Consider the following 13,821-nt stretch of genomic DNA (forward strand, 5'->3'; position numbering starts at 1 on the left):
GGGCTGATCTAAAAATAAATCCGTTACAAGGAAAGGGGATATGCCCATGAAGGCGATTCTTTCTCGGAGAAGTGTGCGCAAATACACCGATCAGCCTGTCTCGGAAGAGATGGTCAAGGAACTGCTGGCGGCGGCCATGAGCGCGCCGTCGGCAGGGAACCAGCAACCGTGGCATTTCGTCGTCATCCGTGAGCGTGCCCTGCTGGATCAGATCCCTGCCTTCCATCCTTACGCCGGCATGGTCAAGCAGGCGCCGGTTGCGATCCTGGTTTGCGGCGATGAGACGATGGAGAAGTACAAGGGTTTCTGGGTGCAAGACTGCGCAGCCGCCACGGAGAACCTGCTTATCGCTGTCGAAGCGCTCGGCCTCGGCGCCGTTTGGGTGGGTGTCTACCCCGAAGCGAACCGGGTGGAGCAGTTCCGGAAGCTCTTGGCGATTCCGGATCATGTCATCCCCTTTGCCTTAATCCCCGTCGGATATGCCGCAGAAAAACCGGCCCCGGCAAACCGCTTCGAACCATCGCGCATCCATTATGATCGCTGGTAGCCGCATCGTGATCGCTGTAAGCTATTTTAACCACAGTGGGATCAGGCCCAGGTACTCTTTCATTGCCAGGCTCGCGTTGCTCATCGCAACAGCAGAAGGGGCCCAATCGTTGAGGCTGTAGCGGGCTTGCCGATTCACCCGGTAATCGGTCGGGAAGGGAAGCGTCGACACGCCTAACTTGGAAAAGTGGCCGACAGACCGCTCCATGTGAAAGGCCGATGTCACCAGAATCGGCTTGTGAAATCCTCGCGCGTCGAGGATTTCTTTGGTATAGCGTGCGTTTTCCTCAGTGTTCCGGCTCATCTCCTCGACAATGATCATTGATTCGGGGACGCCGAGGCCGGTCAACTGGCGGAAGGCGATGCGGGACTCGTTGCCGCTGTTCTCAAATACCTGTCCCGCTGAAACGATGATCGGCGCGCCAGTCAACTGGTGAAGGCGAGCGGCTGTCAAGAGACGGTTGGCGCTGCCGCCGGTCATCTGTCCTAACCCGTCTATATCAGGCGTATCCATGGTGGCGCCTCCGCCGAGCATGATGATCACGTCTCCAGATGGCTTATCTGGCGGCAGGTAGCGATTTTCCAGCGAGCGGATCATCGTCTCGCCAACAGCGGAGATGGAGAACAGGTAGAGCAACAGCGCCATCGCTGTCGAGAAACGGGCAGGTCCAAGCTGGTGCTTCCGCCGGTAATAGAGCGCCGCCAACAGGAGCAGGGGAATGAACAGGCCGGGAGGAAGCATAAAACTGTAGATGAATTTTATGGCAAAGAGCGTATCCATAGCGTCGCCCCTATCCTTTTTTTCGAAAAAACTGCCTATTACAGTAAAGCCATTTTCAGGATAAACGAAAGCTGAGCAAGTAATTATTGGTATGAACAGAGGAAAAAGGAATCTGAGAAACTGGGAGAAATCGATGAAGGACCTGTGGCGGACGCCGCAGGTCTTTTTTTTGGCTATTCCGTCACCTTCTTCAGCATTTTCTCTATGAATGCTAATGAACCCTCTTTTAGGGCGATGGACATGGCATGTTTAGGAAAGGGAGTTGAGGCGTTGTGGATCCCAATCTGTTCTTGCTCGGGCTCTTTGTCATCGTCTTCGGGGTCATGGTCACGGTCACCTTTGCCATCCGTTCCTGCGGTCCGGCGCTTGTCGAGTTTATGAAGTCTGCGACGATAGAGCAGCAACGGCAGACGGCGACTAAACTGGCGCAGTCGGCTGTCGTCTTTGCCCGGGCTCGCTTCGGCGCTCTCTCCGGCAAGGAACAGTTCGAGAAAGCGCTTCTGCTGGTGAGCAACGCCTTGGCGGAAAAGGGTCTTCAGGTTTCTTCCGATGAATTGGCGTCGACTGTCGAATTCGCCTACGAAGAAGCGAAAAAGGCGGGACTGGTCGTATCCTTGAGCGAGCTGAAGAAAATCGCCGATAGTGGAACGGAGACGCCGTCCTCAGCGGAAGAGGCGCCTGTTGCCTAAGGATAATCCTGTGCCGGCGGCTGGGGCCGGGCGGTAAAAACGCCATCGTCCAGACCGGTTTTTTTGCGTAATTTTCAATTATACGAATATTACACATGTCACTTGCAAAGGTTATACAATTTTGTTATTGTACCAATTGTAGACCAGCGATCAGGAGAATCCTGTTTCCAGCAGGCGGGCAAAGGAGTCCTTTTTTCGACGGCTGGGCTCATCGTGTTGGTAGAAAAGAGGGACCAAAATGGAATCACTTTGGCTGATCAACCTGTTGTTCTGCTTCTGGATCTTATTCCTGAAGACAGTCAGCAATCCTCAGGCCCAGTGGGATGACGATGATTTTTAGGACTTAAAGGGTAAATAAAAACGCCGCTACCTAGTGTAGGTGAGCGGCCTTTTTATTTATCGCGGGGAAAGGCGAAGGATTCTGGGAGGCGACGGCGAAGGAAGCGGTGGACCACCCTGTCTGCCTGACCTTTGACGAGGATATCAGAAGCATAAAAAACGCCTGCTAGTTCAAAGCAGGCGTTCCAAATGCACATGGAGCCGATGGCCGGACTCGAACCGGCGACCTATTGATTACGAATCAATTGCTCTACCAACTGAGCTACACCGGCAGTCGCTTGATTCACCCAAGCAAAAAGCAGTTTAGCACAGGATAGGGAGCAATGTCAACGGGGAAGTTTCTCCCAGACCGGCTTCGGCGGAACAAATCGACAAAACAGTCCGTCCATAAGGCATAATCGCACCGGCATGGGAATATATGATCAATAATATGATAAAACAAAAAAGGAATTACAGCGCCTAAAGCGAATACTATGCTGCTAACTTTTACGGTGGAGAAGGAGGGGCCTCATGGGAATGGCAGCGGAGCGCTTGTTTCCGGGTGGCGATCAAGAAGATCTGGGCCTGGACGATTTGTTTGATGTCATCATGCGCTCCATGCGGGAGGGGTTAATCCTGATCAACCGGCAGCGCGTGATCCATGTGATCAATGAGGCCGCCGTCCGCATCCTTGGGCTGGAGAGTGTCGAAAGCACCGTCAACCGGCGCATCGAAGAGGCGGTCGGGCCCGTTTTTTCTCGCAGTCCCGAAGAGTACCTGCGGACCAGCCCATGGATGTCGGTGCTGCGAACAGGCGAGCCTCAGTATGATGTGGTGCGCTATACCCTCTCCGGCCTGATCCTCAGCGTGAATTTCGTGCCTGTGATCAAAGGCGGTGTCGCCCAGGGGATCATGGCCACGATCCAGGACGTGACCGCCCGGAGCCGCCTGAAGGAGGACCTGCTCCGGGCCAACCAGGAGCTGGAAGAGGCTTTTTCCCTGACGCTCCCCAACCACAAGGTGACGCACAAGCTCAAGACGACGCCGGAGTATGTCGATGTCTATGATCCGGCGACAGGGAAGATCACGATCACGGCGGTGATTGAAGACGGATCCTACCGCCACGTGATCAACGCCCTCAAGGTGCTGGCTGACCTGCACAAGCAGGGGATCACCGAGTTGATCGGCATCGAAAAGGACACCCTGGTCCAGGCGATCCTCTTTCACGACCTGGGCAAGGTCCAACCGAAGGCGAAGGTGGGCGATGTCGTCTCGCCGAAAACCTTTTTCGAGGACAGCTTCCGCCATGCTGAGCGGAGCGCCGAGTTCGCCCGGCACGATTACAACCAGCCGCCCGATGTGGTTGAGCTGATCCGCTACCACCACCACCGGGAAGAGGAGCTTCCCCCCAGCTTCCCCTTCCGACTCCTGCCCATGCTGCGGCTGCTCAAGCTCGTCGACGGCATCTCAGCCGGGCTGACCCGACGGGGCAATCAGGTCTGCTTCACCGTCGACGGCAGTTTGATCATCATCAGAGAGACGTCGCTCCATCCCGATTACAACAACATCCGCTCGGTCGACCTCCTTACAGGGGCAAAACAAGTGCTTCCTAGCGAATAGTCTTATGGTTGAGGGACTTTCCGGGTCCACCGGTCTTTGTCTCGTGTCTCGTACTTTTCCATGGTCCGGCGAAAGATGTCGGCCATGTCATAGCCCTGGGAATTGGAGAGGCAGACGAGGATGAAGAGCAGGTCGCCGATCTCCAGTTCCAGATCGCCCTCGGCTTCGCCGGGCTTTTTCTTTTTGGGCCCAAACCGGTGGGAGACCTCCCGGGCCAGTTCGCCCAACTCCTCACAGAGCCGGATAACGAGGGTGGGCGGGTCAAAATAGCCCTCTTCAAACTGAGAGATGTAGGCGTCCACGCGGTCCTGCAGGTCGCGCAGGCTTGGCGATTCCATGGTAATCACTCCCTTTATGAGCTAGCTTAAAGATAGCCTTCGCCGGGAGACTTGTCCAGCATGGGGGCACTGAAGGGCTTAAAATCAAACAGGTTTCACGATGAGAAATCGACGATCCCTCTTGACGCCGTAAGTACTAAGTGGAACAATGTAAGTGATCACTCACTTATTACATCATATTACTTATCATAGACAAGTGAACACTCGAAACAAGGAGGCGAGGGCATGGACGACCGGAAGCCGAACGGTGGAGAGACTGAAGAATATCAACTCCCGCCGCGGCTGACAGACAAACAGTGGAACATCGCAGAAGCCGCCCTCAGGGTTTTTTCCGAAAAGGGATTCAGCGCCGCTACGACGAGCGAGATCGCCCGTGAGGCCGGCATTTCGGAAGGGACCATCTTCCGGCATTTCAGGACGAAAAAGGAGATCCTCCTGGCCCTGCTCGTCCCGCTCATCAGCAACACCATCGCCCCCAACAGCGTTAACTCCATCCGGCAACTGTTGCTGACGAACGAAAACCTGCCCTTGCGAGAGGTGCTGGTGCTGATCAGCGAAGAGCGGCAGCAGTTCATCCTGAGCAATGAGAAACTGATCCGCCTGATTCTAACGGAGTCGCAGTACCATCCGGAACTGCGGGAGATCTTTTTCCGGGAAGTGGGCTATAAGACCCAGGACGTCCTCTTGCGTTTTATCGAACAGCGGCAGCAGAAGGGCGAACTCCGGCAGGATCTGCGGCCCTGGGCGCTGGCCCGCTCCTGGTTCGGGATGCTGGTCACCTTTACGCTCAGTCCTTTTTTGATGCCGGAGCGGTCCGCCGGGGAAGACAAGCGAAAGGAACTTGAAGATGTCATCGATCTTTTCTTGCACGGCGCCCTTCCGCCAACCGGCAGGGGCGCGGCAGCGCCGGAGTGCCCGCTGTGAACGCCACAGCGCCACAGAAAACACCGCCCGGCGGACTCGGTCCTAACGGATAGAAGCGGGGGACAAGGGAAGGGAGAAGGGGGATGCAGCCATGCAGGCAAAGGTGAAGATCATCGCCGGCGGCGCCATTGCGGTAACCCTGGGGTTGTTGGCCTTTAGCGTCACCGGAACGGTGAAAGGGGATGCAGGCGTTCTCGGGCGCTTCTTCGGACCGGCCAAGGAGGTTTATTCGGGGACCATCGAAGGGACCATGGTGCCTGTCCAGCCGGAAGTCTCCGGCCGCATCGTGGAACTGCGCGTCACCGAAGGGCAGACCGTCGAGGCAGGTCAAGTGATCGCCCTGTTGGATGACCAGACGGCTTCCATCAGTCTGGCTGCCGCCGAGAGCGATCTCCGGCAGGCCGAGGCCAAGCTGCTCGACCTGCTCAACGGGAGCCGTGTCGAGGAGATCCGCCGCCAGCGCGCCACTGTGGACCAGTTCCAGGCAGTCGTCAACCAGAACCGCAACCTCATCGACCAGTACAAGGCCAACCTTGCCCGCGATGAAGAGAACCTGCGCCGCGAGGAGCAGATCCTGAAAGAAAACCAGGCGCTTTTTGACGCAGGCGCCTTGAGCGCCCGCGAACTGGACAACCAGAAGACGCGGGCGAAGACGGCCCGCGCCCAGGCAGAGGCCACGAAGGCCCAGGTGGAAGCCGCCAAGTTCCAGGTTGAATCGGCGGAGGCGCAGCGCAGCGGCGCCCAGGCTGGCCTTGACCTAGCCCTGGCCGGTTACACCGAGCCGACCATCCAGGCCCAGAAGGCGGTTGTCGACGGCTTGAAGGAAAAGGTGCGCCTAGCCCAGGTGAACGCCGGCAAGGCGATCATCAAAAGCCCCGTTCAGGGCCGCGTTCTTTACAAGCACGTGGAAACGGGACAGGTGGTCAACACAGCCAGCCGCATCATCACCGTCCTCGATGAAAACGATCTCTGGGTGAAGGTCTTTGTGCCTGAGGCGCTGTTGGGCGGCCTATCCGTCGGAACTGCCGCTGCCGTCAGCGTCGACGCTTATCCCGACGAGTCTTTCGCCGCCACAGTCACCCAGATCAGCGACAAAGCCGAGTTCACCCCGAAAAACGTGCAGACGAAGGAAGAGCGGACGAACCTCGTCTTCAGCGTCAAAACCAAGCTGACCGAGGGACTGGACCGGCTGAAACCGGGCATGCCGGCCGACGTGGTTTTCCAGAAGACGAAGGGATAGCCCGGCGGAGGTGAGAGACCATGGAATTGGCCATCAATTGCCAGGGATTGATCAAACGCTTCGGGAGCTATACGGCTGTCGAGGGCGTAACCTTCCAACTGCCGGCCGGCTCGATCATGGGCTTCGTCGGCCCCAACGGCGCCGGCAAGACGACGACGATCCGCATGCTCTGCGGCGTGCTCATGCCGACAGAGGGCCAGGCCACCGTTCTTGGCTATGACGTGCGCACCCACCCGGAGGAGATCAAGCAGCGCATCGGCTACATGTCCCAAAAGTTCAGCCTCTACGACGACCTGACGGTCCAGGAGAACATCGACTTCTACGCCGGCGTCTACAACCTGCGCGGCGCCGAGGCGGCGGAGCGCAAGCGCAGCGTCGTCGAACGGATCGGCCTGGAGGGCCGGCTGCCCCAACTGGTCCACTCCCTGTCGGGCGGCTGGAAGCAGCGTGTCGCCCTGGCCTGCGCCCTGCTCCATGCGCCCCGGCTGATCGTCCTCGACGAACCGACGGCCGGCGTGGACCCCGTCTCCCGGCGCGTCTTCTGGCAGATCATCCGTCAACTCCGCGCCGAGGGGATGACCATCCTGGTCAGCACCCACTACATGGATGAGGCCGACACCTGCGATTTCCTGGGCTTCGTCTTTTATGGGCGGCTGATCGCCTTCGGCACCCCGGCGGAGATGAAAGCCCGCGAAAACAAGGCCAGCCTGGACGATCTCTTCATTTACTTTGTGGAGCGCGAAGCCGCCGACGACCCGCGCAACGCCGGCATCAAAGGGGGGCGGCGATGATGATGGAACGGTTCAGTTGGACCCGCTTTCAGGCTATTTTGCGCAAGGAATTCCAGCAGATCATCCGTGACCGGCCCAGCATCGGCCTGGCTATCGGCATGCCGGTCATGCTGCTGCTGCTCTTCGGTTACGCCGTCAACACCGATGTGGACCACCTGCCGGCGGTCGTCTGGGACCAATCGATGAGCCAGGACAGCCGGGCCTTTATCAGCGCCTTGCGCAACTCGACCTATCTCGATCCCGATTACCATGTGCGGGGATACGACGAGATCGGACGCTACCTGGACAGCGCCGACGCCCGCGTCGCCGTGATCATCCCGCCCGATTACGGCAAACAGGTGCAGGGCAACGGCAGCGCCACCATCCAGGTGCTCGTCGACGGTTCCGACCCGACGGCGGCCCGAGCGGCCATGAACGCTGTCCAGACGGTAGGATTCAACGCCGGTTGGGACGTGCAGGCGGAGCGTCTGGCGGCGCAAGGGGGGGAGAAGCCGCGCTTGCCGGTGCAAGTGGAGACCCGCGTCTGGTACAACCCGGATATGAAGTCGGCCGTCTTCAACGTCCCCGGCCTGATCGGCCTCATTTTGCAGAACGTCGTCGCCATGCTCACGGCCTTCTCCATGGTCCGTGAGAAGGAGCGGGGCACGATGGAACAACTGGTCGTCACGCCGATCCGGCCGGCCGAACTGATGCTGGGGAAACTGCTGCCCTTCGTCTTCATCGGCTTCGTCTCCCTGACGATGGTCTTGCTCATCGGCATCTACTGGTTTGAGGTGCCGCCGAAAGGCAGCGTGGTCTTGCTCTTTTTCTTGTCCACCCTCTTTTTGATCACCATCCTGGCCGTCGGGCTCCTCGTCTCGACGGTGGCCAAGACGCAACTCCAGGCCATGCAGATGACCTTCCTGCTCATCCTGCCCTCGATCCTGCTGTCTGGCTTTGTGTTTCCCCGGGAGACGATGCCGGCGTTCCTCCAGGGGCTCGGCGGCATGCTCCCCTTGACCTACTTCCTCATCATCGTCCGAGGGATCTTCCTCAAAGGTGTCGGCCTCCAATATCTCTGGAAAGAGACGCTGCTCCTCTCCGGCTTCGCCATCGGCCTCTTTTTCCTGGCGGCGAAGAAATTCCGCAAAAACCTGGACTGATACCTGATACGTTCAATCATCAGACTTCATCCATCGCAATGGGTACCGTGGATCTTTTTTCGGCAACACCGCCGCATCCCCTTATCTCTTGGCGAACACGCCTCGGTGATAAGGGGCCTTTTTTCTTTTGGCGAGGGCCAAACCGTTATTGCCGTTAAAGGGAAAACAGGCTATTTACCGGAAAAAAAGAAATCTGTATAATCAGAATTATACGAATTTAGGTGCCCGGCGTTTCTTACTTAAGAAGCGCTCCCATGACATGGAACGCAAATTTAGGAGGGGTTTAAGCCGATGAGTCTTCAAGATCAATACCGTTCCAAACGAATCACAGCAAGGGAAGCGGCCCGGATGGTCAAATCGGGTGACTGGATCGAGTATGGCTTTTGCCTGGCGGCGCCGCGCGCTTTTGACGCCGCTCTGGCTGAGCGCTGTGACGACCTTACGGACGTACATATCCGGGCGGGTGTCTCTGTGTACCCATCCCTGGCCTTTGAATCGGATCCCACTGGCGAGCGTTTCACCTGGAACTCTTGGCATTTCTCCGGCTTGGATCGGCGCTATGCATCTCAGGGATCTGCTTTTTACATCCCCATGCGCTTCCGCGAACTGCCCCGTTACGTCCTGGAGAACCAGCCTACCGATGTCTTCGTCACCCAGGCGGCCCCTATGGACCGGTACGGTTTTTTCAACTTCGGCGTCAGCAACAGCCACCATTACGGACTCATCGCCCGCGCCAAGAAAATCATCATCGAGGTGAACGAGCACTTCCCCCGCGTCCACGGCGGGCACGGTCACGGCATCCACATTGACCAGGTGGACCATATCATCGAAGGTGACAACCTGCCGCTGGCCGAGTTGCCGCCGGCGTCGGTCAGCGACGTGGACAAGGCGATCGCGACTCAGGTCTTGGCGAAGATGCATGACGGTGACTGTGTCCAGTTGGGCATCGGCGGCATGCCCAATGCCCTCGGCAGGATGATCGCCGAATCAGACCTGAAGGATTTGGGCGGTCACACAGAGATGATTGCCGACAGCTTCGTCGACATGTTCCAGGCCGGACGCATGAACGGCTTGCGCAAGGCCATCGACCGGGGGCGTATCGCCTTCACCTTCGCCCTCGGCACGAAACGGCTCTATGACTTCCTCGACGAAAACCCTTTCGTGGCCAGCTACCCTGTGGATTACACCAACGCCACCGAAGTGGCCGGCTCCATTGACAACCTGGTGACCATCAACAACGCCGTCGAGGTGGACCTCTTCGGCCAGGTCTGCGCCGAATCGTCGGGCACCCGACAGATCAGCGGCACCGGCGGCCAGCTCGATTTCGTCATCGCCGCCTATAGATCGAAGGGCGGACGCAGCTTTATCTGCCTTTCCTCCACGTACCGTGACAAGGCCGGCAACATCAAGTCGCGCATCCTGCCAACGATCACCCCCGGCGGAATCATTACCGACACGCGGGCGACGACAATGTATGTCGTTACCGAGTATGGCATGTTCAACTGCAAGGGTCAGTCGACTTGGCAGCGGGCGGAAGGGCTGATCGGCATCGCCCATCCCCAATTCCGGGAGGAGCTGATCAGTAAAGCTGAGGCCATGGGCATCTGGCGACGGAGCAATAAGCGCTAATCCCGCGTAAAGATGCCGCGATGCCGGTGCGCAAAGAACAGACAGGGCAGTCCGGCGAAGGACGACAAATGTTCACAAGCATCCCTTTGGGGGTGCTTTTTTCTATATTTTATTAAAGGGCGGTGGGCAGAAGGGATGCATCATGTTCATGTCGAATGCATTCCAATGGCGCAATCGGACAATCCCTTTTTGCAGGTCAAGTGGGATAATTTGCATAGGCAAAAAACTGGATTACTGAGGTGTGTAACATGGATATTGCCGTCATTTTGGGGATGGTCCTAGGTGTCGTTGCCGTTGTCGGCGGGATGATCGCCAAAGGGGCCAACATCGCCGTTTTGGTCAACCCGGCCGCCATCATCATCATCTTCGTGGGCACCTTCGCCGCCCTGCTCAACTCCTTCCCGATGAAGGAGATCAAGAAACTGCCGACGCTCTTTGGGATCATCTTCAAGGAGCAGAAGTTGACGGAGCCGAAGGTGATCATCCAGCAGATGACCGACATGGCCCAGCAGGCCCGTCGCGAAGGCTTGCTCTCGCTGGAAGCCTCTATCGACAAACTGGAAGAACCTTTCCTGCGCAACGGTATCCGCCTGATCGTCGACGGTCAGGGCGAAGAATTCGTTCGGGAACTCCTGGAGGCAGAGATCGCTGCTATGGAAGAACGCCACCGCGTAGGCGCCCAGATCTTCACCTCCGCCGGTTCCTATGCCCCGACGTTGGGCGTTCTGGGGGCTGTTATCGGTCTGATCGGCGCCTTGGGCAACCTGAACGACGTGAACAAGCTGGGTACCATGATCGCCGCTGCCTTTGTGGCCACCCTCTTCGGTATCTTCACCGGGTATGTTCTCTGGCACCCCTTCGCGACCAAACTGAAGCGGAAGTCTGCGGAAGAGGTCAAGTTGAAAACGATGATGCTCGAAGGCATCCTGTCGATCCAGGTCGGCAGCAGCCCGATTCAGATTCGTGAGAAGATGATGATCCACCTGACTCAAGCGGAACGGGCGGCCCTTGAGAAAGAAGGAAATATCTGATGTCAAAGAAGAAGCAACACCATGAGGAGCATATCGACGAGACATGGCTGATCCCCTATGCCGACATGCTGACGTTGCTCCTGGCTCTGTTCATCGTCATGTTCGCCGTCAGCCAGGTGGACACCAAGAAGTTTGAGGCCCTGAAAAAGGCGATGGAGAGCGTCTTCAAAGGCGGCTCAGGTATTATGGCCAACCCGACGCCGCTGGACACTGAGGGGGCCAGCGACGCGCCGCCGGATATGTCGGTGATGGAATCGTTAAAGGAGACCCGCGACCTGCAAGAGATCAAAAACCGCGTCGATCGGTATATCGAAGAAAAAGGGCTGGAAAAGCAGGTGGAGACCAATCTTGTCCGCGAAGGGCTGCAGATCAGCTTCCGCGACGCGGCGCTCTTCGACTCCGGAAAGGCCGATCTGAAGCGGGAGGCCTTGCCGGCCCTCGACCTGATCGCCGATACATTGCACAACCTCTCCAACGAGGTGCGTATCGCCGGCCACACCGACAACCTGCCCATCAGCACGGCTGAGTTTCCCTCCAACTGGGACTTGAGCGCTAAACGGGCATTGAATGTGATGAAGTATATCCTCAATGACAAACGGAACAACCCGGTGAAGTTCACCGCTGTCGGCTACGGCGAGTACCATCCCAAGGCGACGAACGATACGCCGGAAGGACGGGCTCAGAATCGGCGCGTCGAGGTGATGATCATTCGTCAATACCCCATGCCGGGACAGAAGGCGACACCGGCCGTTGTCAAGCCAGTGCCGGAGCCGTTGGCGCCGCAGGGAAACGCCGATGCAATGCCGCCCGCCCCGGTGCTTGAAGGCCTGCCTGGCGAACCGAAGCGGCTCCCTGCCGACAAGATCCCTGACAGCCCGCTCCGGTTTGTTCCCTAGAGGAGTCTGTCTAAAAACCCCCTCAAGAGAGGGCAAAAAGCAAGACGTTTTTATATGGAAATTGGTGGAATTTAAAGGGAATTCGACTCTTCGCGTCGAAGGATATAGGTACAAAGACTGTTTATAGCGAGGCGATGTACCTTGTTTCGATTCGATGTGGACCCCCAAGTTAGCTTTTACGACTTTGCAGCCCTCTGGGACCAACTTGTGCCTGCCGATTCCGTCTTTCGCCTGTTTCGTGAATTGGCGCCCCTATTAATACAACCGGAGGATTTTACAGGTCTCTATTGCCTTGACAACGGACGTCCCAGTCATGCGGCCCGGCAGATGACGATGGCCTGCATGTTACAGGAAATGCTGGGCGAAACAGACCGGGGGATGGAAGCACAGACACGTGTGAACATCGAGGTCAAGTTTGCGTTAGGAATGGCCCTCGATGAACCGGGCATTGATCACGCCAATTTTGGCGTCCACCGGCAACGGCTCATCCAAAAGGAACTTGATAAGGTCTATCTCGATCGCTTTATCCGGTTGATGTACTACCTGGGCGTTTTGACAGGGAAAGAACCTTGGATAACGGACACGACCCATGTCATAGCTCCCATCAGTGCCCCCACGACCATCGAACTGATCCGCCAAGCCATGCGCCTGTTGGTGCGTCTTTTGGCGAAGCAATACAGTGTTCCATGGCATGCAATCCCCCATGCCCCTCGGGCGGTACGTTACCTGGAAACAGTGACGGAAGTGAAAGAGCATAACCTGGACGATAAGGCCAAAATGGAACGGCTTGTTGAAGTGGTCAGCGAGGCTGACGAACTGCTGGCCTACGTGGAGTCATCGGAGGCTTCGTGGAAGAAGAAGCCCGATGTCATTCATTACGCCCTTTTGCTTTGCCGTATCCTCCGTGAACGAATCATTCGGAAAGATGATGGAACTCTTGAGATAGCCCCCGGCGGTTCTGTCAAAGATATGATAGTTTCGGCTGTAGACAGCGAAGCCCGTTTCGGTTGTAAGGGCAAGACGAAATGGCGCGGGTATAAGATGGCCATCGTCGAAGTCGGAAATTCCGGATTTATCGCCGCCGCCGAGGCCATGAAAGCCAACGACTATGACGGCTCCAGTCTGGTGCCGTTAGCGGATCAGCTTCCCACCGATTGTGTAGAAAACCCGACGATCATTGGAGATACCCACTATGGTGCGGGCGATGACCGTGTCACCCTCAAGGAAAAAGGCATTGACGTAGTGGCGCCACTTTCACCAAAGACAAAATGTGATATCCTCGCGGGCGAGGGATTTCAAGTTTCCGAAGACCAAACACAACTGATCTGCCCGAGAGGAAAAGTCATCACCACCTATTCGGAAGTGGCAGATGGGAAGAACTTCGTGCTTCGCGCCAAGGACCATGATTGCAAGCACTGCCCTCGTTACACGACCTGTTTTAAAGAAAAGAAACATCGGCGCACGATTTTTATTCACAACGCCTATGGTGTCATGCTCGAGGCGGCAAAGCACTCCCAAACGAAAATCTATAAGGAACAGATGCGTCTTCGCAGCCGCATCGAAGCCAAGCAAAATGAACTGGTCAACCGTTACGGACTGCGCCGGGTTCGCCGTATCGGAAAACGAAATCTGGCTTATGCCGCCCGGCTCAGCGCGTTAGCGGCGAACTTTCAAAAACTCAACCGTCTACGAAATGATAAGAATGCAACCATGGTGTTGGAGGTGAGTGCCTTACGCGGTGTTGCTTTCAAAAAAGCCGCATAAGGTGCAAGGGGGAGATCTGCCCTTTTTGAGGAAAATCCTCAAAAAGGGCCGGTGAGACCGATAAAAAGACTCTAGTTTTTTGCTGTTTGTATTAAAAAATCATGCTTTTGCA

The 13,821-nt window shown here is 57.0% G+C and carries 13 protein-coding genes and 1 tRNA gene; 11 read left to right on the forward strand and 3 right to left on the reverse strand.

The features are described 5' to 3' along the window. Window positions 1–46 precede the first annotated feature (46 nt). Window positions 47–547, forward strand: coding sequence for a nitroreductase family protein (locus HM1_RS06785; RefSeq protein WP_041313492.1), 501 nt, complete (start codon window positions 47–49; stop codon window positions 545–547). A gap of 21 nt (window positions 548–568) precedes the next feature. Here HM1_RS06785 and HM1_RS06790 read toward each other — a convergent pair whose 3' ends face one another. Continuing rightward, window positions 569–1,327, reverse strand: coding sequence for a YdcF family protein (locus HM1_RS06790; RefSeq protein ID WP_012282580.1), 759 nt, complete (start codon window positions 1,325–1,327; stop codon window positions 569–571). A 272-nt stretch (window positions 1,328–1,599) separates the two neighbouring features. On the opposite strand from HM1_RS06790, the gene HM1_RS06795 reads away from it, so the two are divergent. After that, a complete protein-coding gene (locus HM1_RS06795) occupies window positions 1,600–2,016 on the forward strand; it encodes a phage holin, LLH family (protein WP_012282581.1) in 417 nt (138 codons plus the stop codon). A gap of 535 nt (window positions 2,017–2,551) precedes the next feature. Here HM1_RS06795 and HM1_RS06800 read toward each other — a convergent pair. After that, a tRNA-Thr gene (locus HM1_RS06800) sits at window positions 2,552–2,627 on the reverse strand. A 238-nt stretch (window positions 2,628–2,865) separates the two neighbouring features. Between HM1_RS06800 and HM1_RS15170 the strand changes: the two genes are divergently transcribed. Then, a complete protein-coding gene (locus HM1_RS15170) occupies window positions 2,866–3,954 on the forward strand; it encodes an HD domain-containing protein (protein WP_012282584.1) in 1,089 nt (362 codons plus the stop codon). Between the two features lie 2 nt (window positions 3,955–3,956). Here HM1_RS15170 and HM1_RS06810 read toward each other — a convergent pair whose 3' ends face one another. Next, a complete protein-coding gene (locus HM1_RS06810; protein ID WP_012282585.1) occupies window positions 3,957–4,292 on the reverse strand; it encodes a nucleotide pyrophosphohydrolase in 336 nt (111 codons plus the stop codon). A 225-nt stretch (window positions 4,293–4,517) separates the two neighbouring features. Here HM1_RS06810 and HM1_RS06815 point away from each other — a divergent pair, with 225 nt between their 5' ends. The 8 genes from HM1_RS06815 (at window position 4,518) to HM1_RS06850 (ending at window position 13,709) form a co-directional block, all read left to right on the forward strand. Then, window positions 4,518–5,216: a TetR/AcrR family transcriptional regulator gene (locus HM1_RS06815; RefSeq protein WP_012282586.1), complete on the forward strand. Its 699-nt coding sequence runs from the start codon at window positions 4,518–4,520 to the stop codon at window positions 5,214–5,216. 91 nt (window positions 5,217–5,307) lie between these two features. Further along, on the forward strand, window positions 5,308–6,456 hold the full coding sequence (locus tag HM1_RS06820) for an HlyD family secretion protein (RefSeq protein WP_012282587.1): 1,149 nt from the start codon (window positions 5,308–5,310) through the stop codon (window positions 6,454–6,456). A 20-nt stretch (window positions 6,457–6,476) separates the two neighbouring features. Beyond that, window positions 6,477–7,247, forward strand: a complete 771-nt coding sequence (locus HM1_RS06825; protein WP_012282588.1) for an ABC transporter ATP-binding protein — start codon at window positions 6,477–6,479, stop codon at window positions 7,245–7,247. 2 nt (window positions 7,248–7,249) lie between these two features. After that, complete coding sequence (locus tag HM1_RS06830) at window positions 7,250–8,389, forward strand: ABC transporter permease (protein ID WP_041314954.1); 1,140 nt, start codon at window positions 7,250–7,252, stop codon at window positions 8,387–8,389. Between the two features lie 291 nt (window positions 8,390–8,680). Continuing rightward, the gene (locus HM1_RS06835) at window positions 8,681–10,018 is read left to right on the forward strand and encodes an acetyl-CoA hydrolase/transferase C-terminal domain-containing protein (RefSeq protein ID WP_012282590.1); all 1,338 of its coding nucleotides are present in this window, start codon (window positions 8,681–8,683) and stop codon (window positions 10,016–10,018) included. Between the two features lie 248 nt (window positions 10,019–10,266). Continuing rightward, entirely contained in the window at window positions 10,267–11,049 is a 783-nt protein-coding gene (motA, locus tag HM1_RS06840) for a flagellar motor stator protein MotA (RefSeq protein ID WP_012282591.1), read from the forward strand. Further along, entirely contained in the window at window positions 11,049–11,945 is an 897-nt protein-coding gene (locus tag HM1_RS06845; RefSeq protein WP_012282592.1) for a flagellar motor protein MotB, read from the forward strand. The genes motA and HM1_RS06845 overlap by 1 nt, the downstream gene beginning before the upstream one ends. A 141-nt stretch (window positions 11,946–12,086) precedes the next feature. Further along, window positions 12,087–13,709, forward strand: a complete 1,623-nt coding sequence (locus HM1_RS06850; RefSeq protein WP_012281187.1) for an IS1182-like element ISHmo2 family transposase — start codon at window positions 12,087–12,089, stop codon at window positions 13,707–13,709. Window positions 13,710–13,821: the final 112 nt, after the last annotated feature.

This window comes from Heliomicrobium modesticaldum Ice1 (assembly GCF_000019165.1).
Lineage (GTDB): Bacteria > Bacillota > Desulfitobacteriia > Heliobacteriales > Heliobacteriaceae > Heliomicrobium > Heliomicrobium modesticaldum.